This is a genomic window from Candidatus Limnocylindrales bacterium (assembly GCA_035626395.1).
GTDB lineage: Bacteria > Desulfobacterota > Binatia > UBA1149 > CAITLU01 > DASPNH01.
On sequence record DASPNR010000042.1, the window covers coordinates 631,412 to 656,171 of the forward strand.

The 24,760-nt window shown below is 67.7% G+C and carries 20 protein-coding genes; 13 read left to right on the plus strand and 7 right to left on the minus strand.

From position 1 onward, the window contains the following. The first annotated feature begins 57 nt into the window (after positions 1–57). Positions 58–2,013, plus strand: coding sequence for a PQQ-dependent sugar dehydrogenase (locus tag VEC57_18390; GenBank protein ID HYC01110.1), 1,956 nt, complete (start codon positions 58–60; stop codon positions 2,011–2,013). Positions 2,014–2,139: 126 nt separating this feature from the next. On the opposite strand, the gene VEC57_18395 is transcribed toward VEC57_18390, so the two are convergent. Then, positions 2,140–2,787, minus strand: a complete 648-nt coding sequence (locus tag VEC57_18395; protein ID HYC01111.1) for a glutathione S-transferase family protein — start codon at positions 2,785–2,787, stop codon at positions 2,140–2,142. Positions 2,788–2,801: 14 nt separating this feature from the next. Beyond that, entirely contained in the window at positions 2,802–3,500 is a 699-nt protein-coding gene (locus tag VEC57_18400; GenBank protein HYC01112.1) for a helix-turn-helix domain-containing protein, read from the minus strand. A 283-nt stretch (positions 3,501–3,783) separates the two neighbouring features. On the opposite strand from VEC57_18400, the gene VEC57_18405 reads away from it, so the two are divergent. Then, a complete protein-coding gene (locus VEC57_18405) occupies positions 3,784–4,188 on the plus strand; it encodes a VOC family protein (protein ID HYC01113.1) in 405 nt (134 codons plus the stop codon). A gap of 6 nt (positions 4,189–4,194) precedes the next feature. Here the strand turns inward: VEC57_18405 and VEC57_18410 are convergent, their stop codons facing one another. Beyond that, on the minus strand, positions 4,195–4,677 hold the full coding sequence (locus tag VEC57_18410; GenBank protein ID HYC01114.1) for a hypothetical protein: 483 nt from the start codon (positions 4,675–4,677) through the stop codon (positions 4,195–4,197). A 153-nt stretch (positions 4,678–4,830) separates the two neighbouring features. On the opposite strand from VEC57_18410, the gene VEC57_18415 reads away from it, so the two are divergent. From VEC57_18415 to VEC57_18425, 3 genes are all read left to right on the plus strand, one after another. Continuing rightward, on the plus strand, positions 4,831–5,289 hold the full coding sequence (locus tag VEC57_18415) for a DUF3192 domain-containing protein (GenBank protein ID HYC01115.1): 459 nt from the start codon (positions 4,831–4,833) through the stop codon (positions 5,287–5,289). Between the two features lie 436 nt (positions 5,290–5,725). Then, positions 5,726–9,826, plus strand: coding sequence for an FG-GAP-like repeat-containing protein (locus tag VEC57_18420; protein HYC01116.1), 4,101 nt, complete (start codon positions 5,726–5,728; stop codon positions 9,824–9,826). Positions 9,827–9,894: 68 nt separating this feature from the next. Then, positions 9,895–11,529, plus strand: a complete 1,635-nt coding sequence (locus VEC57_18425) for an acyl-CoA synthetase (protein HYC01117.1) — start codon at positions 9,895–9,897, stop codon at positions 11,527–11,529. Between the two features lie 4 nt (positions 11,530–11,533). On the opposite strand, the gene VEC57_18430 is transcribed toward VEC57_18425, so the two are convergent. Then, positions 11,534–12,292 carry a dienelactone hydrolase family protein gene (locus tag VEC57_18430; protein HYC01118.1) on the minus strand — a complete coding sequence of 253 codons (759 nt, stop codon included), beginning with the start codon at positions 12,290–12,292 and terminating at the stop codon, positions 11,534–11,536. Positions 12,293–12,330: 38 nt separating this feature from the next. Here VEC57_18430 and VEC57_18435 point away from each other — a divergent pair, with 38 nt between their 5' ends. Genes VEC57_18435 through VEC57_18450 form a run of 4 tightly spaced genes read left to right on the plus strand, consistent with a single transcriptional unit; the run spans position 12,331 to position 16,007 of the window. After that, positions 12,331–12,687 carry a hypothetical protein gene (locus VEC57_18435; protein HYC01119.1) on the plus strand — a complete coding sequence of 119 codons (357 nt, stop codon included), beginning with the start codon at positions 12,331–12,333 and terminating at the stop codon, positions 12,685–12,687. 9 nt (positions 12,688–12,696) lie between these two features. After that, positions 12,697–13,491, plus strand: a complete 795-nt coding sequence (locus VEC57_18440) for a glycerophosphodiester phosphodiesterase (protein HYC01120.1) — start codon at positions 12,697–12,699, stop codon at positions 13,489–13,491. 18 nt (positions 13,492–13,509) lie between these two features. Next, positions 13,510–14,322 carry a Rieske 2Fe-2S domain-containing protein gene (locus VEC57_18445; protein ID HYC01121.1) on the plus strand — a complete coding sequence of 271 codons (813 nt, stop codon included), beginning with the start codon at positions 13,510–13,512 and terminating at the stop codon, positions 14,320–14,322. Between the two features lie 2 nt (positions 14,323–14,324). Beyond that, on the plus strand, positions 14,325–16,007 hold the full coding sequence (locus VEC57_18450; protein ID HYC01122.1) for an adenylate/guanylate cyclase domain-containing protein: 1,683 nt from the start codon (positions 14,325–14,327) through the stop codon (positions 16,005–16,007). Here the strand turns inward: VEC57_18450 and VEC57_18455 are convergent. From VEC57_18455 to VEC57_18465, 3 genes are read right to left on the minus strand one after another with little or no spacing between them, the layout of a single operon-like run. Next, positions 15,977–17,338 carry an FAD-binding oxidoreductase gene (locus VEC57_18455; GenBank protein HYC01123.1) on the minus strand — a complete coding sequence of 454 codons (1,362 nt, stop codon included), beginning with the start codon at positions 17,336–17,338 and terminating at the stop codon, positions 15,977–15,979. The genes VEC57_18450 and VEC57_18455 overlap by 31 nt on opposite strands. 49 nt (positions 17,339–17,387) lie before the next feature. Further along, positions 17,388–18,371, minus strand: a complete 984-nt coding sequence (locus VEC57_18460) for a fatty acid desaturase family protein (GenBank protein HYC01124.1) — start codon at positions 18,369–18,371, stop codon at positions 17,388–17,390. After that, the gene (locus VEC57_18465; GenBank protein HYC01125.1) at positions 18,368–19,237 is read right to left on the minus strand and encodes a PaaX family transcriptional regulator C-terminal domain-containing protein; all 870 of its coding nucleotides are present in this window, start codon (positions 19,235–19,237) and stop codon (positions 18,368–18,370) included. The genes VEC57_18460 and VEC57_18465 overlap by 4 nt, the downstream gene beginning before the upstream one ends. 160 nt (positions 19,238–19,397) lie before the next feature. Between VEC57_18465 and VEC57_18470 the strand changes: the two genes are divergently transcribed. The 4 genes from VEC57_18470 to VEC57_18485 all read left to right on the plus strand — a co-directional run bounded on the left by VEC57_18470 (position 19,398) and on the right by VEC57_18485 (position 24,737). Further along, positions 19,398–20,135, plus strand: coding sequence for an N-acyl homoserine lactonase family protein (locus tag VEC57_18470; protein HYC01126.1), 738 nt, complete (start codon positions 19,398–19,400; stop codon positions 20,133–20,135). Between the two features lie 108 nt (positions 20,136–20,243). Next, positions 20,244–22,163: a hypothetical protein gene (locus VEC57_18475; GenBank protein ID HYC01127.1), complete on the plus strand. Its 1,920-nt coding sequence runs from the start codon at positions 20,244–20,246 to the stop codon at positions 22,161–22,163. A 160-nt stretch (positions 22,164–22,323) separates the two neighbouring features. Further along, a complete protein-coding gene (gene ilvA / locus VEC57_18480; protein HYC01128.1) occupies positions 22,324–23,904 on the plus strand; it encodes a threonine ammonia-lyase, biosynthetic in 1,581 nt (526 codons plus the stop codon). 17 nt (positions 23,905–23,921) lie between these two features. Next, positions 23,922–24,737 carry a DUF2461 domain-containing protein gene (locus VEC57_18485; protein HYC01129.1) on the plus strand — a complete coding sequence of 272 codons (816 nt, stop codon included), beginning with the start codon at positions 23,922–23,924 and terminating at the stop codon, positions 24,735–24,737. Positions 24,738–24,760: the final 23 nt, after the last annotated feature.

The window sequence follows — 24,760 nt, forward strand, 5'->3', positions numbered from 1 at the left end:
GCGCGCCTATCATCGCGCGGGATCGGTCGCGGATCGGAAAAGGGGGAAGGTTTCGAAATGGACAGGACACTCATTCGCTGCTTGGCGCTCGCGCTGGCGGTGGCCGCCTTGCCGGCCACCGCAATTGCGGCCGACCCGGACGATCGCTGCGCCGGCTCCAAGCTCAAGGCTGCGGGAACATACTCCAAGGCGTTGCTTGGCTGCGAGTCTGCGGCCGTGCGTCAGGATGCTCCCGTGGACGCGGCCTGCTTGGCCAGGGCGCAGGACAAGCTGACGGGCGGTTTCGTGCGCGCCGAGAGCCGCGGCGGCTGTGCCACCACTGACGATGCGGGCACCGTCGGCGATGCCGTCGAGGCCGACGTCGCCGACGTGGTGTCCGACATCGTCTACGACGACACCGACGATGCACGCTCCTGCGCGAGCGCCAAGCTCAAGGCGGCCGGCAAGCACTACGCCGATCGCATGAGCTGCTACGCCAAGGCCGCCAAGCGGGGAGGCTCGCCCGACGTCGATTGCGCGCCGCGCGCCGATGCGGTTCTCACCTCCGCCTTCGTCAAGCGCGAGTCCCTGGGCACGTGCACGACCGAAGGCGACGCGGCCGAGATCGCTGACGAGAATGCCGCCGGCGTCATCGCCATCGTTGCCGCGGTCTCTCCGCTTTGCGGCGACGACGTGGCCGGTCCAGGGCAGGCCTGCGACGGCAGCGATGATGCTGCATGCCCCGGCCTCTGCACTTCGGCGTGTGCGTGCGAGGTTGCGCCCGACTGCGGCAACGGCGTGGCCGAGCTGCCCGAGGAATGCGACGACGGCGGCAACATCGGCGGCGACGGCTGCTCGGCCGCCTGCGTGCTCGAAGACCGCAGCGCCCTGTGCGACGGCGTCGCTACCGTCGCGGGGACGGCGCTGGACGCGGTGCTGGTTGCCTCGCTCTCGCAACCCATCCACGCCACGGCGCCGCCACTGGACCCGTCGCGGTTGTTCGTGGTCGAGCGCCCCGGTCGCATCCGCATTGTCGAACTGGACGGTGACGTGCTGCTGCCGACGCCGTACCTCGACATCACCGGCAAGGTCTCGGAGAACGGCGAGCAGGGGCTGCTCAGCATGGCGTTCCACCCCGACTTCGAGACCAACGGCTGGTTCTTCGTCAACTACACCGACAACAACGGCGACACGGTGATCGCTCGCTATGACGCAGCCGACCCCGACGCCGACACCGTCAGCGCCGCGACGGAGCGGATCCTCATCGTCATCGACCAGCCGTTCACCAATCATAACGGCGGGCAGATCGCCTTCGGCAGCGACGGCAAGCTGTACACGGCCATGGGCGACGGCGGTGGCGGCGGCGATCCGCTCGAGACGGCGCAGGACGACTCATCGCTGCTCGGCAAGATCCTGCGCTTCGACGTCGATGTCGAGAACGCACCGTACTACGCGGTGCCGCCCGACAATCCGGGTTACGTCGATGGCAGCGACCCGCTCGAGCTGATCTGGGCGAAGGGGCTGCGCAACCCGTGGCGGTTCAGCTTCGATCGCGCGACCGGCGATCTGCTGCTCGCGGATGTGGGGCAGGGGAGCTGGGAGGAGATCAACTTCCAGAGCGCCGCGAGCGGCGGCGGCGAGAACTACGGCTGGGACATCTTCGAGGGAAGCATGTGCTACGAGCCGGCGCCGGCGCCGACGTGCCCGAGCCCGCCGACCGGATTCACGTTCCCGATCCACGAATACAGCCACAACGACGGGTCGTGCTCGGTAAGCGGCGGCTTCGTGTATCGCGGCTGCGCAATGCCTGCTCTGGCCGGGACCTACTTTTATTCCGACTACTGCACCGCCTTCGTGCGCACGTTCCGCGTCAACGGCGGCTCGCCGTCCAATCACGCCAACGTCACATCGAGCCTGACGCCCGAAGGGGCCAGCATCAACTCGGTCGTCTCGTTCGGAGAGGACGCGCGGGGGGAACTGTATATCGCCGACATCGGCGGCCAGCTGTTCCGCATCGTGCCGGCGGCGCCGTAGAGGCGCGGCCGCCATCGGCAGGGTTTTCTGCGCACACCGTGCGCCAACGGAGCTTTCTTCCGCTGGCGCACGATGCGCGCCTTGGATCAGGCCGCTGCGCGCGGCCCTTGCGCGTTCGGGCGGGATCTAGCGCCCGAAGGCTGCGCGATCCTCGGCAATGCACTTGGCGAACGAAGGCCGTTCGAACATGCGCGCCAGATACCTGGCCAGGTTCGGATGCGTGCCGGCATCCACCGTGTAGTTGCCGAAGGAGAGGTTGACGAACTGGCTGGTGACCGCGATGTCGGCCACCGTGATGCCGTTGCCTACCAGATACTCCTTGCCACCCGCCAGCTGGCCTTCCAGATAGTTGAGCAGCGGCGGCATGTCCTGCGTGATCGCCTTCTGCACGGCCGCCTCATCGGTCTGCTGTCCCATGAACAGCGGTGCGATGATGCGCTGGAAGAAGATGACGCCGGTGCCCTTGGCGCTGATGCCGCCGTCGGCGAACTCCTCGAGGAACAGCGCCTGCGCGCGCTGGCGCGGCTCCTTCGGAATCAGCGACGGCGTGGGCTGGGTGTTCTCGAGGTAATCGATGATCACCGAGGAGTCGGGAATGAACTGCCCGTCCTCCTCCAGCACCGGAATCTTTCCGAGCGGGCTGATCTTCTTGAAATCGTCGCTCACGTTGAAGGGCATGACGGGAAGGAGCTCGTAATCGAGTCCCTTCTCGGCCAACGCCACGCGTACCTTGCGCACATACGGGGAAGCACCGACTCCGTGAACCTTTCGCATGGATCTCTCCTTTGTCATCTGGCTCGCGCCTCGCCGCTGCCCGACGAGGCATCGAGTGTTGGTCCGGCCCCGGCGACCGGAATGGTGGGTGGGGTGGGTGAGAAGTCGAAGAGCTCGGGGAGGTGCGCGGCGGCCGTTGCATCGCCTTCGACCCGAATCTGCGGCGACAGGTCCGGGGCGTCCAGACGACGCAGCCCGATGCAGACGAAGAGCATGTCCATGGCAGGGGCCGTGATGGTCGCCTGCGTGCGCAGAGGCTCGCTCGTCACGAGCACGCCCGCTTCGCCGCCGCGAACGAAGACATCGACCGAGTGGCCTTCGCCCGTGATGCGCAGCTGCACGGCCAGACTCGCGGTTGGCGTTCGCCGCGCGAACACCTCCAGGCCGAAGCGAAGCCAGGCCGGCTCCATGCGATCGTCGGGAGAGGGCGGGCCCATGAAGCGCACGCCCCAGCGGGCGAGCTCGATCAGGATCGGACGCAGTGCCCAGCCGGTCTCGGCGAGCTCGTAGACCATCGAGGCCGCCGGCGCCGGAAGCTCGCGCCGTACGATCACGCCGCGCTCCTCGAGACGCGACAGGCGCTCGGCCAGCACGCTGCTGCTGACCCCTCCGAGCGTCGCTTTGAGATCGCTGAAGCGCTTGGGTCCATAGAACAGCTCTCGCACCAGCAGCAGCGTCCATCGCTCGCCGAGGATCTCAACGGCTCGGGTCATGGGGCAGAACTGGGCGTAGCGGACTTCGGGCATGGCTGTGCGTGCATATGCACGATCTGCAGTTCGAAAGTCAAACGGGACGGTTCGAAAAAAGAACCGGACCGTCCGGGCGGTCGGGAAGGTTGCGGCATCGGACCGATGCGCCGACAATCCGCCTCTCTGCGCTGCCGGCCGTGCCGCAAAGAGCGAGCACTCGCGTGCGCGGAGGCGGGCGGCCGGCCGGCTGCGGGTCCGACCCGCCGCAATGGCTGGCGGTTTTCGAATCCTGCTGCGGAGGTACCGCGTGGAAGCCAACCTCGACCACATCGTCCTCTCGGTCCGCGACATGGATGCGATGCTGGGTTTCTACATCGTCGTCCTGGGCCTGGCGCCGTACCGGGTCGACCAGTACCACGAGGGGACGGTTCTGTTTCCGTCGGTGCGCCTGAACGCGCACACCATCATCGACCTGCTTCCGCCGGCGATGTGGAACCAGGGCGATGCCCAGGCCGCCACCTTCCCCAACCTCAACCACTTCTGCATCGCCATCGACAAGAGTCACTGGGACCCGCTGATGCTGCGGCTTCAGAGCAATGACATCGAGATCGACTCGGGGCCGATGAAGCTGTCGGGCGCCGAGGGCGACGGGATCGCGATCTACATTCACGATCCGGACGGGAATCAGCTGGAGATCAGGTACTACGAGTGAGACGGCTCACTCCGCCGCGGCAACCTCCTGCGCGCGGCTCGCCTGCCACTTCCCGTACCACTTGCTCCTCATCCAGCGGAGGTTCGTGCGCCTGCTCTCGATCCAGCGCAGGCCGTACTCGTTCGGGCGCATGGCTTTGGTCACTCGGATCCCCTGGCGGATCTCGGCGATCTCCTCCGGCGTCGTATGCTCGATGAAGACGAACGGCTGACGAGGAACGCGGCGCCTCACGGTCACATAGTACGTCTTGCCCGGCTCCAGCTCGGTCTCCCAGAACTCCATGGTGTTGGACGCCACCGAGAACAGGTGCCGTCCCGGTTTGGTCACATACGCAAGGTGCGCATTCTCGACGAGCTGGCCCACGAAGTATTCGTCGTCGAGAAGCAGGGCACGAATTGCGCCCGAGCCGTCCTGCGGCCGCATGAAGTAGACGAGGCTGGCTCCCGGCGGCGGCGCGTTCAGCCGTTGGTCGGGCGGAACGATATCCATGATGGCGGTGCGCGAGCATCCGGCGGCGAATGCCAGAGCTGCGATCGCGAGACAATGACGAAGACGGCGTCTATTCATCGGCACACTGTGCCTTCCGGGCGAACTCACGTCCAGACTGTTGCATCACTGCGGCCGACCGGGAAATGTGCGGTCATGAAGCAGCGATTCCTCTGCACCGTGATGCCGGCACTGGTGATGCTGTTGGCCGGGTGCGCCCAGACACACGTCGATCGGTACCACCAAGCCGTTCGAGCCAACCGGGATCACATTGCCGAGATCCGCGCGGGCATGACTCGTCCGGAAGTGGAGTCGGTGATGGGACAGGGGCCGGTCGTCGAGTACAAGAAGATCGAGCTGCGCAATCCGTGGCGCACCGATTCCTATCGAAGAGATGGTCGCAGCTTCGACGTCCTCTACTACGTGACCCACGGCGATACCTGGAAGAAATTCCAGCCGGACGAGCAGCTGCTGACGCCGGTCGTGCTGGAGGAGGGAAAAGTTGTCGGCACCGGCTGGACGCTCGTCGACAAGGCGCCGCGCTACGTCAGCGGGCCGCCGGACGGGCCGTCGCAGGAAGCGAGCATAACTTCCGCGCCTGGCGATCCACGGTAAAGGCCCGATTCTCGAACCGCCATGAATCCAGGCCCGCGCGGCCACATCACCGGATGTGCACGTGCCTAAGCGCAGACGCGGGTGTCAGCATGATCCTGCTCCGCGACGCCCAGAATCCATCACTCGAAAACCTCCGCTGAATCGGCAGCCTTCTGCTGCGTAGCAGGGCCCGCACGCAGCACGAGGGCGTGCGATCGGTCGTTCAAGGCACGGGCGCGCGACGCACAGCGTTGTAAGGACGGACTGACGCACCGCGCCGATGGGATGTCCCGGTGCGGAAGGGCGTGACACAGTTCCCCTTGGCCTCTGGTCTTGCCATTGCGTGCAAGGCAGAGTCTCAGCGTCGCATTGGGAGGGAACATCAACGCAAGCTCTCATGAGTAACGGGCCTGCGCCTAGGCCAGCACTCGACCTTCGCGCGAGAATGATGGCGACGATGACGCCATCGACTGCATGCGCGATCCTGCTCGCTGCATGGGCCGGACCGGCGCTCGCACAACTGCCGCATTTCACGGAAGTCACCGACGCCGCCCTTCCCGGTCTGGCTACGGTTGGCGGCCAGACCGGCTCGGCGCCGCAGGTGTTCGGCGGCGGAGCTGTCGGCGACTGCGACGGCGACGACCTTCCCGACCTGTACTTCACTGGCCTGTCGCACGATGTCCTGTATCGCAATCGCGGCGACGGAACCTTCGAAGACATCACGCTGCGCGCAGGCCTGGGAGCGCCCTTCCTCTCCCACAGCGCAGCCATGGCCGATATCGACAACGACGGCGACCTCGACATCCTGACGGCCGCCGGAACCTCGTCGCGCCACCTTCTGTACGTCAACGACGGCACCTGCACGTTCCTCGAGGAAGCGGTTCAGCGCGGCGTGGCCAGGAGCCTCGGCCCCTATACGCGCACCGTCTCGTTCGGCGATTACGATCGTGACGGCTTCCTGGACATCTTCGTGGCCGAGTTCCAGGCCGACCTCGTCAATCCGGGCGTGGAAGGGCCCTTCAGCCGGCTATTCCGCAACCGCGGCGCGAGCCAACCTGGCTACTTCGACGACGTTACCATCGCGGCAGGCCTCGACATGCGATCGGTGGTGGGAACCCAGGACGGAAACTTCGCGTTCAGCGGACGCTTCACCGATCTGGACGGCGACGGTTGGCCCGATCTGCTGATCCCGGCCGATTTCGGCGAAAGCCGCCTGTTCTGGAATGGCGGTGATGGACGTTTCACCGACGGCACGGCCGCGGCGGGCGTCGGCACCGATGAGTATGGCATGGGAGCGACCACGGCCGACTTCGATGGCGATGGCCTGCTCGACATCTTCATCACTTCGGTGTTCGCGCCAGGCGCGCTTCACGGCGACGGCAACCGGCTCTACCGCAACCTCGGCAATCGCAGCTTCCTGGATGTCACCGATATGGCCGGTGTCCGCGATTCTGGCTGGGGCTGGGGGGTCGAAGCGTTCGACTTCGACAATGACGGGAATCTGGATCTGGCGGCCAACAACGGCGTGACGTCGCGCACCGATGTCGACCTCTTCTACATTCAGAGAGAGTTCGGCGGGTACGACACGTCGCACATGCTGCAGGACCCGCCGCGGCTGTGGCGGAACCTCGGCGGCGGAATTTTCGAGGACGTCGCCGCGCAGGTCGGCTTCCTCGACGACGGGCTCGGCCAATCCGTGGTGAGCTTCGACTACGACACCGACGGCGACCTCGACGTGCTGCTCGTCGAAGATTGCTGCAGCGCCACCCCGGTCCGGCTCTACCGCAACGACGGCGGCAATGCCGCCCACTGGATCGACGTGGAGCTGCGCAGCGACGTCGGACACCCGACCGGCGTCGGCGCCGTCGTGACCGTGACCCCGGAAGGCCGCGCACCCATGGTGCAGGAAGTCACCGGCAGCAGCACCTACCTGTTTCAGAACGGAACGTCGCGATTGCACTTCGGATTGGGTGCGGCACCGGTGGCGGTATCCATGGTTCACGTCCGGTGGCCGGACGGCGCCGAGCAGACGGTCGAAGATCCGCCGATCGACGGCCTCGCACGCATCGTTCGCCACTCCGACCGGGCATCGGAAGAAGCCGATTGCATCGTAGCCCTGAACGAGGCCGGCGAAGAGGTGGTCGAGGCCGTCACCGATCGTTTCGTCGGCTGCATGGCACGAGCCGTGCGCGGCCTGCTGCCCGCGGGACAGACGGTCAGCCAATGTCTGCTGACCGATCCGGAGGAAAAGATCGCGAGGGCGCAGGCGCAGACCATCGCAGCCGAGGAAAGCCACTGCACCTCGACGCCGCGGTTCGGTCCGGCGTCTGCCGCCGAGGTCAACGAGGCGATGCTCGAGATCCTTCGTTTGGGCGACCTTTTTGGCGACGACATCGATTCTGCCGTCGTCGATCGGCGCGACGATCGTGCGGCCGCCGCCTGCCAGATGGCCGTGGCGCGAAGCGTTGCCAGGATCGCGCGGGTGCGAGTGCAGGTGTTCAACAAATGCAAGGCCGACGGCGTCCGCAGCGGGAGCATCACGGCGGGAGCCGACCTGGCCCAGTGCCGTGCCACGCTGAGTGATCGGCGCTTCGCCAACGCGGTTGCGGCCGCCGAGCGGCGTGCGACCGCGCGCTGCAAGCAGGATGACATCGCGGGCCTCCTGCCGGGACGCTGCTCCGCATCCGACGCAGAAGCGCTGTTCGACTGTGTTGTCGACCACGTAAGCTGTGGAACGTGCCTTGCCGTCTCGCGTGCGGACCGCGTCGATACGCCGTGCCACCGGTTCGTCGAAGGCGTCGCGTCGGTGTACTGCGGCGATCGGACCGTCAGCACCAAGAGCGTGGCACGACAGTGGAACGAGGCGTTGCTCGATGCCATTCGACGCGACACTCCGCGACCGACGGTGCACGCGCGCAATCTCTTCCATCTTTCCGCAATGACTTGGGATGCGTGGCGAGCGTACGGCGGCGGCGGCACTGCATGGCTGACCGACGAAACGCACGCATCCAATGACCCGCAGCGGGATCGCGAGATCGCGATCAGCCACGCCGCGTATCGACTGCTTGTCGAGAGATTTCGCCGCAGCCCGGGTCGGGCGGCGACCCACGCCGCGCTGCGCGCTCTGATGCTGAGCCTGGGCTTGGATCCCACCTACGCTGCCACCGATGGCGACGGTCCTGCCGCCGTCGGCAACCGCATCGGCGCCGCCATGGTGGAGTGGGGGCAGGCCGACGGATCCAACGAGCTCGCCAACTACGTCGACCACACCTACGCACCGATCAACTTTCCGCTCATCGTCCAGGAGCCGGGCGTCTCGATGATCGACCCCAACCGCTGGCAGCCGCTGGCGCTGGACCTGCTGATCGCACAGAACGGCCTTCCGCTGCCGGGCACACTGCAGACCTCGATCGGCATGCAATGGAACGGGGTCACGCCGTTTGCGCTGACTCGCGCCGATCCGGATGCGCTCTACTTCGATCCGGGCCCGCCGCCGCAGCTCGGCATCGACGATGCCGACTACAAGGATGCGGCTCGCGAAGTGATCGAGATCTCGAGCTGGCTCGATCCGAATGACGGCATCTTGATCGATGCGTCACCCGCCGTGATCGGGAACAATCCGCTTGGCACCAACAACGGTGCCGGCCATCCCGTCAATCCGGCCACCGGTATGCCGTACGAGCCCAATCTGGTCGCACGCGGCGATTACATGCGCGTGCTGGCCGAATACTGGGCGGACGGTCCGGATTCGGAGACGCCGCCCGGGCACTGGAACGTCATCGCCAACGACGTGTCCGATGCTCTTCCCTCCCTGCGCATCGCAGGATCCGGCGCGCCGGTGGATCGCCTGGAATGGGACGTCAAGCTGTATCTGGCGCTCAACGGCGCCCTGCACGATGCGGCAATCGTGGCATGGGGAATCAAGAGGCATTACGACTCCGCACGACCGATCTCGATCATCCGCTACCTCGGCACGCTCGGGCAGAACACGGATCCGCAGCTCCCCGGCTATGAGCCCAACGGCTATCCGCTGGTCCCGGGACTGATCGAGATCATCACGCCGCAGACCACGGCACCGGGGCAGCGTCACGAGCATCTGGCGGGCGAGGAAGGACGCGTGGCGATCTTCGCCTACGGCGGTCCGCCCGCCGATGCGGACGCCGGCCCCGTCGGTGCACGCTGGATTCGGGCAATCGACTGGTTGCCGTATCAGCTCCCGACGTTCGTCACGCCGGCCTTCCCCGGCTACGTTTCGGGACACAGCACGTTCAGTCGCGCGGCCGCCGAAGTGATGACTCTTTTCACCGGCGACGCGTTCGTTCCCGGAGGGCTCGGCCAGATCATCGCGCCCGCGCACGGATTCCTTCGTACCGAGAACGGGCCGAGCACCGATATCTCGGTTCAATGGGCGACCTACTACGATGCGGCCGATCTCGCCGGTCTCTCGCGCCTGGCAGGCGGCATCCACATCACCGCCGATGACTTCCAGGGACGCATCCTTGGCTCCGTCGTCGGCGCCACGGCGTATGACGCCGCGATGGAGCGCATCGCGCAGTAGGGCTCGGTCGGCCACGATCGGCACGCCCGTGCCTGGACTTGCCCGCCCCGCGCGGCTACCTCGCGTTGATGGAATTCCACCTCGCCCAGGTCCACGAAGCCGTTGCCGCCTCCTGTCCGGATCGTGAGTGCCTCGTCTGGCGCGACCGCCGGCTGACGTACGCGCAGGTCACCGAGCGCACGCGCCGACTCGCCAACTATCTTCGCTCGCGCGGCCTCGGCACCGCGCGCGAACGCCGCGATCTGCAAGGGTGGGAGTCGGGGCAGGACCACCTGGCGCTCTACCTCTTCAACTGCAACGAATACATCGAGGGCATGCTCGGCGCGTTCAAGGCGCGCGTGGCGCCGCTCAACGTCAACTACCGCTACGTCGAAGAGGAGCTGCTCTACCTGTTCCGCGACGCGCGCGCCCGCGCCGTCGTCTACCACGCGGCGATGGCGCCGACGCTGGCCCGCGTGCTGCCGCAGCTCCCGGAGCTGACGGTCCTTCTTCAGGTCGCCGACGAGTCCGGCAATGCGCTGCTGCCGGGCGCAGTCGATTACGAAGACGCTCTCGCCTCCGCCTCTCCGGAGAAGCCCGCGCAGGAGCCGTCCCCGGACGACCTCTACATTCTCTACACCGGCGGCACGACGGGCATGCCCAAGGGCGTGCTGTGGCGACAGTCCGACATCTACTTTGCCGCGCTCGGCGGCACCATGCCGGGTGTGGGCGAGCACGAGAGCCTGGACTCGGTGGTCTCGATGGCGGGCGGCGGCGCGCGCGCCCTGGCGGCGCCTCCGTTCATGCACGGCGCCGCACACTGGGCGGCATTCAACACCATGAACACCGGCGGCACGGTGATCATGCAGAGCGACGTGCAGAAGCTCGACCCTGACGACATATGGTCGACGGTGGAGCGCGAGCGCGCGCAGATCCTGCTGATCGTCGGCGACGCCTTCGCGCGGCCGCTTCTGGATCAGCTCGAGCGCAAGACCTACGACCTGTCCTCGCTGGTGTTGCTGGTCAGCGGCGGCGCGGTGCTGAACGTGGGCCTGAAGGAGAAGCTGCTCGAGAAGCTGCCGGACATCACCATCTACGACGGCATCGGCTCCTCGGAGACGGGCAGCCAGGCCGTGAACATGAGCTCGAAGATGGGTGGCGCTTCCACGGGCAAGTTTCTTCCGCAGCCGGGCAACTGCGTTCTCGACGCGGCATTGAACGCCGTCCTGGAGCCCGGCAGCGACGAGATCGGTTGGTTTGCCCGCGCCGGCCGCGTGCCGCTCGGGTACCTCGGCGACCGCGCCAAGACCGAGCGCACGTTCCCGATCATCGCCGGCCAGCGCTTCTCGGTGCCCGGTGATCGCGCGCGCCATCTCGCCGACGGCAGCATCGAGGTGCTCGGCCGCGACTCGGTCACCATCAACTCCGGCGGCGAAAAGATCTTCGCCGAGGAAGTCGAGCAGGCGCTCAAGCATCATCCGTCCGTCTATGATGCCGTGGTGGTCGGGCGCGCCAGCGAGCGATGGGGTCAGGAAGTGGTCGCCATCGTGCGCCTTCGCGAAGGGTGCACCTGCGACGAAAGCGAGCTGCTCGAGGAGGCGGGCAGGCACCTGGCGCGCTACAAGCTGCCCAAGTGCTTCGTTTTCCGTGACGAGATCGTGCGCAGCCCCAGCGGCAAGGCCGACTACCGTTGGGCCAAGGCGCAGGCCGAAGCGCTGCGGTGAGCCCTCAGTCCGTATCGACCAGGTGACGGCGCAGGAAGGCGACGGCACGCGGCCACGCGTCGGCGGCAGCGTCGGCGCGATAAGTGTCCGGGCGCGTCTGATTGAAGAAGGCGTGGCCAGCGCCCGGGTACGACCGGATCTCGAACACCTTCCGCGCCTTCTCCAACCGGCTTCGCAGCTCCTCGACGCCGGCCGCGGGAATGAGAGCGTCGTCGGCTCCGAACAGCCCGAGATACGGACAGCGCAGGTCGCCCGCCATGTCGATGGGGTGGACCGGCTTGATCTCCGAAAGCTGCTCGTGGCGAAGCATTCCGTACCAGCTCACGCACGCTTGCAGGCGCGCGTCGGTGCACGCCGCCATCAACGCGTACTGTCCGCCCATGCAAAAGCCGGTGATGCCGACGGCGCGCCCGGCCACGCTGGCATGCCGTTGCGCGAAAGTGACTGCGGCGGCCACGTCGCCGAGCACGCGGGCGTCGGGCAGCTGGCGGATCCAGGCAAAGACGCTGGGCATGTCCGGCAGGTCGGGTGCGCCCTCGCGGCTGTACAGATCGAGGGACAGCGCGAAGAAACCTTCGCCGGCCAGGCGCACCGTGACGTCGCGGTAGAAGTCGTAGAGGCCGCGCACGTCCGGGATCAGCACGACGGCCGGGACCGATCCTGCAACGCGAGGCCATGCTGCGTGGCCGGCGATCTCGGCTCCATCCCGCGAGCTGGTGAAGTGGACGTCGGCGCGCTCGAGCTCGTTCGAATCCATCGGCATGCGCGTGACTACAACTTCGCGCGCCGAAAATGTATCCCTTGGCCATGGCGATCAGCTGGGAGTCGACTGGCGCGTTTGCCCTGATGGGGGCCGGAGCGGCGTTGGTTCTTCGCAACGTGGTCGCCTGGCGCCGCGCCGCCGCCATGCGCCGGGACCCGGAGCGCGCGTTGTGGCTGGCGCGCGGCTTTCGTACCGGCATCGTTGGCCTTTGTGCCATCGGCGCCGGCGCGGGCTGGCACTGGAACGTCGCCTGGCTGGTGGTGCTGTCGCTGATCATCGCGGGCGAGGAGCTTCTGGAGACGACCGTCCTGGTGATGGCGCTGCGTGATGGGCAGCGCCAGGACGCGGCGCGGGCCGACGCGCAGCCGCTTTCGCAAAAGCCGCCGCAGAGTTAGGCTCCGGCCATGGCATTCCTGGAGGGCGTTCGGCCTCGACTGTTCGCCCATCGCGGCAGCTCGGGCACGATGCCCGAGAACACGCTCGAGTCGTTCATCGCCGCCATCGAGGCCGGTGCCGATCGCATCGAGCTCGACGTGCATGCAACGAGCGACGGCGCCATCGTCGTCCTGCACGACGAAAGCCTGGCCCGCACCACCAATGGCACGTCGCTCATCCGCGAGACGACGCTGGCTCAGGTCAAGCAGCTGGATGCGGGCCACAACTTCACGATCGACGGCGTGACCTTTCCCTTCCGCGGCAAAGGCATCACGGTTCCGACGCTCGAGGAGGTGCTCGAGGCGTTGCCGCAGGTGCCGGTCAACATCGAGATCAAGCAGGTCAAGCCGCACATCGAGGAAAGCGTGCTGGACGTGCTCGATCGCAACGATGCGCGCGAACGCGTCATGTTGGCCGCCGTGGACCAGCGCATCCTCGAGCGCGTTCGCGCTCTGGCGCCGGATGTCGCCACCAGCTTCTCGGCGCTCGAGGTCGCCAGCTTCGTCAGTCTGCTGCAGTCGGAGGCGCTGGAGAACTACGATCCGCCAGGGCTGGCCCTGCAGGTGCCGACCAGCTACGAGGGCACCGAGATCGTCTCGCCAGGCTTCGTCGATGGAGCGCACGAGCTCGATCTCGAAGTGCACGTCTGGACCGTCAACGAGGAGAGCGAGATGGAGCGTCTGCTCGACATGGGCGTGGACGGCCTGATGAGCGATTACCCGGCGCGCGCCCGGCAGGTTCTCGTGCGACGCGGCCTTCGCTGAGGCCGGCCTCCGGTGCCGATGCGCGAGATTTCGCCCACGCCCGATGATCCCTCTGCGGCGCCGGCTGCCGTCTACGACCGCGTCATCGCCGCCTCCCTCGACCGGATCTGGGAGAACGTGCTGGACTGGGAGCACCTTCCCTACCTGCACGCGCAGTCGTTCGCCGCAGTGCGGCCGCTCTCGGCCGGCAACGACGGCTGGCGCGCGATCCTCGATCTGCCGGGCGGGTCCGGCACGACCGAGGTCGAAGTGACGCTGGAACGCCCGCGCCTCCGCTACACCACCGCCACCGTCGCCGGCTTCGGCGAAGGCAGCCGCATCGTGACGACGCTGACACCCGTCGCGCGCGATTCCACCGCGATCCATGTCGAGTTCGTGCTGCCGTGGGCGCCCTCGGGTGCCGCTGCCAGGATCGGTGAGGCTTACAAGGCGATGTACGCGGTGCTGTGGGATCAGGACGAGGCGATGATGGTGCGGCGCCAGCAGCTGCTCGACGGCGTCGGGCCAGTCGCTGCCTCCGACCGCATCGAGCTCGGTCACCTCGACGACCTGCGCGCGCACCTTCCGCTGCAGCTCGAGGTCGGCAGCGCGCGCGTGGTCCTTTTCGAGGAAGCGGGCGAACTGCTCGTGGCCGATCTTCTGTGTCCGCACCTTGGAGGGCCGCTCGAGGCTCGGGCCGACCGTCAGCTCGTCTGCCCGTGGCATGGCTATCGCTTCGATGCTCGCACCGGCGCGAGCTGCGACGGCCGCTCGCTGCGGCTGCGGCGCACGGCGCGCGCGCACGTGGAAGAGGGGGGATTGGTGGTGGTCACTACGCGGAGGGCTTCGTGAGCATGGAAGCGGGGAGCGTGCGCAAGAGCGCAATGCCGCTGCCGGCCGCCAATTCGGCCGCGACAGCCGAGGAGCTGCCGGTGCCGCGCGGCCGTCGCGCCATCCGCGCGCTGCGGATTCCCGGCTGGTTCTGGCTCGTCTTCGCGATCTGCGTCGGCGCCAACCGCATTGCGGCCTACGCCGCGGTGGCATCGATCGCAGCGATGGCCAACGTCTCCGACTTCGCCGAGACGGTGCGGGCGCACAACGTGCAGTGGATCCCGCTGTGGCAGGGGATCGTCTATCCGACCATCATCGCGATCCTGATGCTCTATATCCGGCCGCTGCTGGCCTATTTCCAGGACGGTTGTCCGCAGGAGGCGCCCCAGGTCGTGCAGCGGCGCGCGGTCAGTGCGCCGCTGGCGTTCGCCGCGGCAGGTTTCTGCGGCTGGCTCTTCAGCGTGCCGCTGTTCATGGGGATCACTTTCGCCACCTTCGGCCGCTGGACGCCCGAGCTGGCTTCCCAGCACCTCTTCTCGCCCATCATCAATGGGTACCTGGCCGCCGTCCTCAGCTACTTCGCCGTCGACGCCGTCTTTCGCATGTCGGTCTATCCGCGCGTCTTTCCGCACGGGCGGCTGGCCGATGTGCCAGGGACGTTCCGCCTGGGCGTGCGCGGGCGCGTGGCAGTCCTGATGACGGCGCTCTCCTTCATTCCGATGTTCATCATGCTGGGACTGGCGCGCGCTGCGGCCGTACGGTGGGAGCGCGGCCTGGATCCCCGCGAGCTGCTCTCGGAGCTGACGCGTGCCAGCGAAGCGACGTTTGCGGTCTATGTCCTGGCAGGGATGGGCCTGGCGATGATCGTCACGCGCAGCCTTACGGCTCCGCTCGAGTTCATGGCCACGGCGCTGCAGCGCGTGCAGCGCGGCGATCTGAATGTCCGCATCCCCGTCAGCTCCGCCGACGAGGTCGGCACGCTCGAGGATGGCGTCAACGACCTCGTCGCCGCGCTGCGCGACCGCGAGCGCATCCTGCAGACCTTCGGGCGGGTGGTGGAGCCGAGCGTGCGCGACCGGCTGCTGTCGGGACGCGTCGAGCGCGGCGGCGAGCGTCGCCGCGCCACGGTGCTCTTCTGTGACCTGCGCGGGTTCACCTCGCTGTCGGAGCAGCATGGCGCCGAGGAGGCGGTCGAGACGCTCAACGACTTCTTCGCCGTCATCACCGCCTGGGTGCACGAGTGCGGCGGCTTCGTCGACAAGTTCATCGGTGACGCGGTCCTGGTCGTGTTCGGTCTTTTCGACGACGAGCAGGAAGCGAAGCGCTCGGGCTACGGTGCGGTCGCGGCGGTGCGATGCGCGTGCGGCATCAAGGAACGGCTGAGCGATCTCAACGAACGCCGGCGGCGCGCCGGCAAGCCGCCGCTGGCGGTGACGAACGCGGTGCACACCGGCGAGGTCGTTGCCGGCGTCATCGGCTCCGCCGACCGGCACGAGTACACGGTGGTCGGCGATACGGTCAACGTGGCGGCACGCCTGCAGGTCGCGGCGAAGGACCACGGCGGCACAGTGATCTCGGAAGCCACGTGCGCGCTGGTGCGACAGTCCGGCCAGGAGCTGGACGTGGCCCGCTCGGAGCTGATCACCCTGCGCGGCCGCAACGAGCCGGTGAGCGTCTATTTCCTCAAGGATCTGCCGGCGGCGTAGTCGTCATCCCCGAAGAGCCGGCGTGACAGCGCGCTGCGCAGCCGCAGCTGCGGATCGAGCCACCTTCGCACCTCCAGCCAGTCCGCCAGGCGCGGCTCCATCGCGGCGAAATGCTCCGGGCGCGTGAACGCGTCCTTCGCTAGATAGATGCGACCGCCCGCTGCGCAGACGATGTCGTTGAGCTCGTCGACCAGGCGCTGCGTGCCATCGGTGACCGGAAAGTCCAGCGCGAAGGAAATGCCGCGCTTCGGGAAGGAGAGCATGCCACGTCCCTGCTCGCCGCAATCCTTGACGACGCACAGGAAGGGGCCCTGTCCGTGGCGCGTGGCCGTATCCGCGAGCGCGCGGTAGGTGGTCAGGCTGTCGTCCCAGGGCAGCACGCACTGGTACTGCGTGAAGCCGCGCCGGCCGTAGAGGAGGTTCCAGCGGCGGATGCCGTCGAGCGGATAGAAGAAGTGGCCCGGACTGACCACCGCCTGGCGCGGCAGCAGGCGGGAGGCCTGAAAGCGCAGCTCGTTGTGGGCGGCGATGCTGACGTTCGACAGCAGCCAGGGCGGAGCGGGAACCGGAACCTGGATCGTCCGCGTGGGGCGCGGCGTTTTTCGTGCTGCTTCGTGCGGCTGTGCCCAGCGGCCGCACTGGACGATGCCGCGGCCGCGGCGCCGTCCGCGTGCCAGCATGTCCGACCACGCCACCGTCATCGGCCACTGCGCGCTGGCGTCACGCACGGCAGCCACGAGCTCGCCCAGGTCCGCCGCCACTCGCATCTCCTGGACGATCCATGGCGAGCTGATGCGCTCGAGCCGGAACTCCACTTCCAGGATGTGCCCCGTCAGGCCCATGCCGCCGACGGTAGCGTCGAACACCGTGCCGCCGTCGCCGGCTCGTACTTCGGTGATCGTTTCGTCGGGCAGCCGCAGCTTCATCGCCGTCACGTGCGCGCCGAAGCAGCCCGCGACGTGATGGTTCTTTCCATGCACGTCCGCAGCCACCATGCCTCCGACCGTGACGTCCTGCGTTCCCGGTGTCACCGGAGCGAAGTAGCCGCGCGGCAGGAAAAAGGAATGCAGTCGGTGGAGCGTCAGCCCGGCCTGCACGCGGACCATGGCGGTGACCGGGTCGAACGCGAGAACGCGATCTGCGCGCCGGCTGTTGGCCACGCGCATGCCGGGTGCCGGAGGCAGCGAGGCATCGCCGTAGGACCTGCCGAGCCCGCGCGTCAGCACGACGTCGCGCGTGATCTCCTCGAGCCGCTCGCCCTCGACCTCGAACGCTTCGACGCGCGGGTAGCGTCCCCAGCCGCAGATCGTTCTTCGATGGACGGCGCTCAACGCGCCATCGCTTACCGCGTTCGCGCCGACAACGCTCGCGGCCGCCGCCTCAGGCCGCCTTGGAGGAAGCCAGCGCCAGCACCTCGGCGTAGCCGTGGGCGACGTTGGCATCCTCGAGCAGGCCGCGCTCGCGCAGCATGCGGTGGAAGCGCGGCAGCTTGTAGTGGGGCACCGTCATCAGCAGGTGATGTTCGAGGTGATAGTTCACGCGATTGGGCGCGAGCAGGAGCCGCTCCCACCAGCTGGCGATGGTGGTGCGCGCGTTGTGGAACGGACTTTCGGGCCGTCCCGGCATCGAATGCTCGGCGATGGCACGGATGCGCATGACCAGGCTGTAGGTCGTCATCCACGCGCCGATCCACAGAAGGTAGAGCTCGGGACTTCCGGCCGCGGCGAGCAGGCCGAGAAGCACGAGGTTGGTCAGGATCACGCCGCGCAGAGCCGACCAGGCGCTCTGGTTCTGACGCTTGCTCTTGCCGGCGCTCATCGACAGGTCGCGGCGCAGCGTGGCAACGAACCGCTTGCGGCCGGTCTGCCCCGACAGGTCGCGCCAGATCTTGCGGCGCAGGCTGCTGCGCGTGACCGGGAAGGGCGTGGCCAGATCCAGATCGGGATCTTCGGCCGTCCAATTCTTGGCGTGATGCTTGAGGTGATAGGGGCGATACGGGGCCAGGTCGGTCCATACCGGATAGGCCGCGAGCCAGTTGCCGACCCAATCGTTGAGACGCCTGTCGTTGAACAGCGTGCGGTGCGCAGCCTCGTGCATGATGATGGACATGCCGAGCTGGCGGCCGCCGATGATGAACAGCGCGGCAACGATCGTCACCACGCCGGGCCACGCCGCCACCATCGCCATCGCCGCCAGCACGACGGCCCAGTTCCAGATCACGCTGACCCAAGACCGCCAGTCCTCGATCTCGAGCAGCTCGCGGATTTCCTCGCGCGTGAAGTGATCCAGCCATCGCGTCGGCGCGACGGCTTCCGGGGGGCGCTCGTCGGCAGGCAGGGCAGTGGCGGTGGTCGTCGGCATCATGATGCTACTCCGGGATCGTTTTGTGCGAGGGCCACAGCCGCAGGCGCGAGGCGCTCGCCCAGACGCTGGTCCATGGGCGCAGCGGCGGTGGGCAGACCGAAGCCGCGCATGAAGCGCGCCCAGCAGGCACGGCCGGCAAGGTCGTAGCGCGTCATCGTCGCCAGCAGCGCACGGCGCTCGGCGGCCGGCACCATCGCCTCGGGCAGGAGCGGGTCGAGGACGATGCGGCGGATGGCCTGTCCGCCGAGCAGGAACGATTCGACCATGGCCGCGCCCACTTCCATTGCCGGAAGCCGGGCTGCGCTCGCTTCGAGCTCCTCGATGCACGCCCGATACCCGGCTCGCAGCTCCTCGACCGGCCACAGCCGGCATGCCCTGGCCTGCGCCGCTGGATCCAGGTCGCTGATGCGGAACACCGGCACAGGCAATCCGAGCCGGATCAGATTCTCGCGTGTGGCAGCCAGACCCCCCGTAAGGTTGTCCGGGCGCACCCACAGCCCCGGCGCCAGCTCGCGCATTCCCGTAAATTGGATGGCGCGCTGCTGCAGGCGCTGCTCGCGCCCGCGAACGGCCCTCGCAAAGCTCGCGGCCTGCCACGCGCCGTGCCAGCTCGTCAGGCGTCCTTCGACGTGCCGCCAGCTGCGGACCTGTCCCTGAATGGGCTCGGCTGCAGCGCCCAGGCGGTACGCGCCTCGCTCGTCACGCTCGACCATCCCGGCGGCATGGAGGCGCGCCAGGGCTACCCGGACCGAGCTCTCCTCGATTCCGAACAGCTCGGCCGCGGCGACGAAGAGCCGCACCGGCGCCGGCCGTCCTCGCAGCGTCGAGAGCAGGTCCAGGATGATGCTCTTGGGCTTGGGCGCCACCGGCCTTCATTACGCCGACGGCAGAATCGCGTCAACAATTGTAACGTTCCGACGTGCAGCCAGGGCGTGCGCGGCCGCTCCGGCTTGGCAGGCTCGCGCCAGTCTGCTCTGAGACGGCATGCGCGTCCATGCGCTGACCTGCGGTCGTTTGACCGGTGCCATGTCCGGCTTCGTTGCCGGCGCCGAGGGAACCCTGAAAGTCCCGGTGCCCGCCTTCCTCATCGACCATCCCCGGGGACTCGCGCTGTTCGACGCCGGCATGCATCCGGATGCGGCGACCGATCCGCGGGGGCGTCTGGGATTCCTATCCAAGCTGTTCGAGGTGGACATGGAGCCCGGCCAGAACGTGGCCGCGCTGCTGCAGGACCTCGAGATCGACCCGGCCCGGGTCCGCACGCTCATTCTGTCCCACCTCCATTTCGACCACGCCGGCGGTTGTGAGCTGCTGCCCAACGCGCGTCTGATCGTGCAGCGCCCGGAGTGGGAGGCGGGGGCGGATCCCGATGTCGCCATGCGCAACGGCTTCGACCGCAAGGATTACAGCCTTGGCCACGATGTCCTTGCCGTTCGAGGCGAGCACGACGTCTTCGGCGACGGCCGCGTCGTGTGCTTTCCCACCTACGGCCATACTCCCGGGCACCAGTCGCTCAGGGTCCGTCTGGACGACGGCGCCGAGGTCATCCTGTGTGCCGACGCCTGCTACCTGCGCGAGAACCTCGAGCGCATGGTCCTTCCCAGCGTTGTCCACGATCGCCGGCGGATGATGGAATCGCTGAGCGTTCTTCGCGGCCTGCGTGATCGGGGAGGACTTCTGATCTACGGCCACGACCCCGCGGGGTGGGACGGCCTGGCCGATCACCGCCAGCCGTTGACGCGGGCCTTGCTGACCTGCGCCTAATGCACTAATCAACGAAAATACCGCCAGTTCGGTGATCACAGGCCCGGCTCGCGGTCTTCGAGGGGACTTCACCAGCGTCGTTCGTGCCCGATAAGGAGGGCCCAGGCAATGGCTACTTCGTCACGCGCAAGGAAGAGCCGCGCACCGCGCGCGAGCACTTTCCGCCGCAGAACACTCTCACTGGCGGCCGCAGCCTGCGGCGTCGCGGCCCTGGTCGCCGGCGCGCGAGCAGGCGACGGCAACTTCACGTTCACCACGACCTCCGACTTCGATGCCGGCAGCGTGCTCAACCTCAACACGGACGACAACGAGCTGAAGCTGACCACGGCGACCGAGCCGTTCCCGTTCATCAACGTGGCCGCCTCCGACCGCGGCACCATCGTCCGCATCAACACCGAGACGGGCGCCATCGTCGGCGAGTACAGGTTCGCACCCGACGGTGGAGCCAAAAACCCTTCCCGCACGACCGTCGATCTGCTCGGCAACGTCTGGGTCAGCAGTCGTGACGAGGCCGGCGACAACAAGGGCGCGATTCAGAAGGTGGGCCTGATCGTCGGCGGAACGCGCGCGGATGCGGAAGGCAACCCCGACGAGCTCGGCGAGTATCTGGCGCCGCCGTTCGCCTACAGCACCTGCACCGATCGCGACGCCGACGGCCTCATCCACACCTCGCGCGGTCTCGGCAACATCCTGCCCTGGCCCAACGTCACCGACCTTGCCGGCGGCGAGAACGGCATCGTCGAGGACGCGCAGGACGAGTGCATCCTGATCTACCAGCGCCTCAACGATGCGGTGAACACGCGCCACGTGTCGGTGGACGCGAACAACGACATCTGGGCCGGCGGTTATCCGTTCGCGCAGCGCATGTACTACAAGCTCGACGGCGAGACCGGCGCCATCCTCGACCAGTTCGATGCGCGCAACTTCGGCTGCGGCGGCTACGGCGGCTTCATCGATGCCGACGGCATCCTGTGGTCGGCGTCGATCTCCCAGAACAACATCCTGCGCATCGATCCGGCGACCAAGCAGGCCACCTGCGTGCCCAGCAGCCAAGCCTACGGACTCGGCGTGGACGGCAATGGCTTCGTCTGGAATGCGCAGTGGACGAGCAACGGCCTCAACAAGATCGCCCCCGATGGCACCGTCCAGCCGGGCTTTCCGGTCGCCTCCGGCGGCTTTTCCTCGCGCGGCGTGGCCGTCACGGACGACGACGACGTGTGGGTGGCGCACAGCGGCAGCAACACGGTGACGCGCAACGACAACGCCACCGGCGCCGTCAAGAAGACCATCGCCGTCGGCGGCACGCCCACCGGCGTGGCGGTCGATGCGGCCGGCAAGGTGTGGGTCACCAACTACACCAGCCACAACGTGATGCGCATCGACCCGGCGGCGGGCGATGACGGCCTGGGCGCCGTCGATCTGACGGTGGAGCTGGGCTCGGGCGCCGGACCCTACAACTACAGCGACATGACTGGCGCCGTCTCCCTCGGCACTACCGCCCCGCAGGGCACCTGGCAGCGCGCCGTCGACAGCGGATCGGCCGACTTCGAGTGGGGCCACATCGAGATCAACACCGAAGACGCCGGCAACATTCCCGAAGGCGCGACCATCGAGCTGTTCGGCCGCGCCGCCAACAACGGCGCGGCGCTTTCGGGCCTGCCGTTCATGGAGCTGCAGAGCGGCACTCCCTTCAGTCTGACCGGACGCTTCCTCGAGGTGCGCGCCGTCCTGAAGTCGAACGATGAAGGAGAGAGCCCCGTGCTTTCCGATCTCACCGTCGGCCCGCCCGTCGGCGAGCCGTGCGTGGGCACGTGCGGCGACCCGGCGGTGATCCTCGGCGACATCACGGCCGTGGACGCGGGTTACATCCTGCGTGCGTCGGTCGAGCTCGTGGAATGCGGGCTGTGCCTGTGCGACGTCGACAACAACGGCGAGATCCAGTCGCAGGACGCGCTGCGCGACCTGCAGTTCGCCATCGGGCTGCCGGTCACGCTCAACTGTCCGCCGCCGGGCATCCCCGCGCCGTAGACACACGATCCCATCGTGTCGAACGAAGCGGCCGGTCCCATGGACCGGCCGTTTTCGTTGGAGGCCCACGACGCGCGCCACGCTGCCGCCGGCAACGACGCGAGCACGCGGAGCACGCATTTGTCTCGCCTGCCGTTCACGCTAGCTAGCCTGACCAGCCATGCGCGCCGACCGCGAACAGCCAGTCGTAGCCGACCGCGAACAGCCAAAGGACGCTGACCGCGAGCAGCCGAGCGTCGCCGACTATCTCGAGCGCAGCATCAATGCGCCGGTGTACGACGTGGCGGTGCAGACGCCGCTCGAGCGCGCCTCGCGCCTGTCGTCGCGCCTCGGCAACGAGGTGCTGCTCAAGCGCGAGGACATGCAGCCGATCTTTTCGTTCAAGATCCGCGGCGCGTACAACAAGATGGTGGCGCTGGGGCCTGACGTCCGCAGCCGCGGCGTCGTCGCGTCCTCGGCAGGCAATCATGCGCAGGGCGTGGCGCTGGCCGCGCATCGACTCGGCTGTGCGGCCACGATCGTGATGCCGGTGACCACGCCTTCGATCAAGATTGCCGCCGTCGCCGCCCTCGGCGCGACGATCGAGCTGGTGGGCGACAGCTACAGCGAGGCCGAATCGCATGCGCGCGAGCTCGTGCGCACGCGCGGCCTGACCCTGGTGCATCCCTACGACGACCCCGACATCATCGCGGGGCAGGGCACGGTGGGTCTGGAAATCCTGCGACAGGCAGGCCGCACCCTCGACGCGATCTTCGTTCCGGTCGGCGGCGGCGGACTGATCGCCGGCGTCGCCGCCGTCGTCAAACGGCTGCGGCCGCGCGTGCGCATCATCGGCGTCGAGCCCGACGATGCAGACTCCATGGCGCGCTCGCTGCGCGACACCCGCCGCGTGGCGCTCGACCAGGTCGGTCTGTTCGCGGACGGCGTGGCGGTGCGGCAGGTGGGCGAGGAGCCGCTGCGGCTGTGCCGCGAGCTCGTCGATGAGATGGTCCTCGTCGATACGGATGCGATCTGCGCTGCGATCAAGGACGTCTTCGAGGACACGCGCACGGTGCTCGAGCCCGCGGGCGCGCTTGCGGTGGCTGGCCTGAAGGCGTGGGTCGGGCGCGAAGCCGTTCGCGATCTGTCGCTGGTGGCGGTGGCCTCGGGCGCCAACATGAACTTCGATCGGCTGCGGCACGTGGCCGAGCGCGCGGAGATCGGCGAAGAGCGCGAGGCGCTGTTCGGTGTGACGATCCCGGAGCGGCCGGGCAGCTTCAAGGAGTTCTGCGCGCTGCTGGGGAGGCGCAGCGTCACCGAGTTCAATTACCGCTACTCCGACGCCGGCGAGGCGCATGTGTTCGTGGGCGTGGAAGTGGCCGGCCGCTCCGAGCGCGCGCGAATCGTCGACGCGCTGCAGGCCGCCGGCCTTCCCGCGGTGGATCTCAGCGACGATGAAGCGAGCAAGCTCCACTTCCGGCACATGGTCGGTGGCCGCGCCGACGTCGCCGACGAGGTCCTGTATCGCTTCGAGTTCCCGGAGCGGCCCGGTGCGCTGATCAAGTTCCTGGAGGCGATGAGCCAGGGGTGGAACATCAGCCTGTTCCACTACCGCAATCACGGCGCCGACTACGGGCGCGTGCTGGTCGGCATGCAGGTGCCGGCGACCGAGCGGCCATTGTTCGAGGGCTGCCTGGCCGCGCTCGGATACGATTACGTCGAGGAGACCGGGAACGCCGCCTACCGGCTGTTCGCCCGTTGAGCACGAGGAGATCCTTCATGGCCACAGGCAAGACGGCCGCCAAGGCGGGAGAGACGTCCACACGGCGCGCGGCGCAGCGGAAGGCGTCGCCGGTACGCGGCAAGACGCAGGCGCCGCAGACGGCCCGGCCCGGCGCGTTCGAAGGATTTCCCGCCGACTTCCTCCGCTTCTTTCGCGAGCTCAAGAAGAACAACGAGCGCGAGTGGTTCAACGCCAACAAGGACCGCTACCGCACCAGCGTGCAGGCGCCGATGCTGGCTTTCATCTCGGCGATGGACCTGCCGCTCGGCCGTATCGCCGACTGCTTCGTCGCCGACGCACGGCCGATGGGCGGATCGATGTTCCGCATCTATCGCGACACGCGCTTCAGCCACGACAAGACGCCGTACAAGGACCACGCGGCGTGCCAGTTCCGCCACATGGCGGGCAAGGACGCGCACGCTCCGGGATTCTACGTGCACGTTGCACCGGACGAAGTCTTCTTCGGCGGCGGGATCTGGCGGCCGCCGAGCCCGGTGCTGCAGCAGATCCGCGCCCGCATCATCGACGAGCCCGACGAATGGAAGAGGATCACGCGCGCGCCCGCCTTCCGCCGCCGCTTCGGTGGTGTCGAAGGCGACGCGCTCAAGCGGGCGCCGGTGGGCATCGATCCTCTTCACCCGCTGATCGAGGACCTGAAACGCACTAGCTTCTTCGCCGTCCAGAGCGTGGAGCCGAAGGCGATCCAGTCGAAGGAATTCGCCGGCGAGGTCACGCGCTCGTTCCAGGCGCTGGCGCCGTTCATGCAGTTCCTGACCGAGGCCGTCGGTCTGCCGTTCAAGCTCGACGACTGAGACCGCACGACGCGGCCGTTGCC

Coding starts and splice junctions, on each gene's coding strand:
- VEC57_18430 (HYC01118.1), bottom strand. CDS start 12,292: ATGCCGATGGATTCGAACGAGCTCGAGCGCGCCGACGTCCACTTCACC.
- VEC57_18445 (HYC01121.1), top strand. CDS start 13,510: ATGCGCGAGATTTCGCCCACGCCCGATGATCCCTCTGCGGCGCCGGCT.
- VEC57_18395 (HYC01111.1), bottom strand. CDS start 2,787: ATGCGAAAGGTTCACGGAGTCGGTGCTTCCCCGTATGTGCGCAAGGTA.
- VEC57_18450 (HYC01122.1), top strand. CDS start 14,325: ATGGAAGCGGGGAGCGTGCGCAAGAGCGCAATGCCGCTGCCGGCCGCC.
- VEC57_18440 (HYC01120.1), top strand. CDS start 12,697: ATGGCATTCCTGGAGGGCGTTCGGCCTCGACTGTTCGCCCATCGCGGC.
- VEC57_18475 (HYC01127.1), top strand. CDS start 20,244: ATGGCTACTTCGTCACGCGCAAGGAAGAGCCGCGCACCGCGCGCGAGC.
- ilvA (HYC01128.1), top strand. CDS start 22,324: ATGCGCGCCGACCGCGAACAGCCAGTCGTAGCCGACCGCGAACAGCCA.
- VEC57_18470 (HYC01126.1), top strand. CDS start 19,398: ATGTCCGGCTTCGTTGCCGGCGCCGAGGGAACCCTGAAAGTCCCGGTG.
- VEC57_18410 (HYC01114.1), bottom strand. CDS start 4,677: ATGGATATCGTTCCGCCCGACCAACGGCTGAACGCGCCGCCGCCGGGA.
- VEC57_18415 (HYC01115.1), top strand. CDS start 4,831: ATGAAGCAGCGATTCCTCTGCACCGTGATGCCGGCACTGGTGATGCTG.
- VEC57_18460 (HYC01124.1), bottom strand. CDS start 18,371: ATGATGCCGACGACCACCGCCACTGCCCTGCCTGCCGACGAGCGCCCC.
- VEC57_18420 (HYC01116.1), top strand. CDS start 5,726: ATGACGCCATCGACTGCATGCGCGATCCTGCTCGCTGCATGGGCCGGA.
- VEC57_18400 (HYC01112.1), bottom strand. CDS start 3,500: ATGACCCGAGCCGTTGAGATCCTCGGCGAGCGATGGACGCTGCTGCTG.
- VEC57_18390 (HYC01110.1), top strand. CDS start 58: ATGGACAGGACACTCATTCGCTGCTTGGCGCTCGCGCTGGCGGTGGCC.
- VEC57_18425 (HYC01117.1), top strand. CDS start 9,895: ATGGAATTCCACCTCGCCCAGGTCCACGAAGCCGTTGCCGCCTCCTGT.
- VEC57_18485 (HYC01129.1), top strand. CDS start 23,922: ATGGCCACAGGCAAGACGGCCGCCAAGGCGGGAGAGACGTCCACACGG.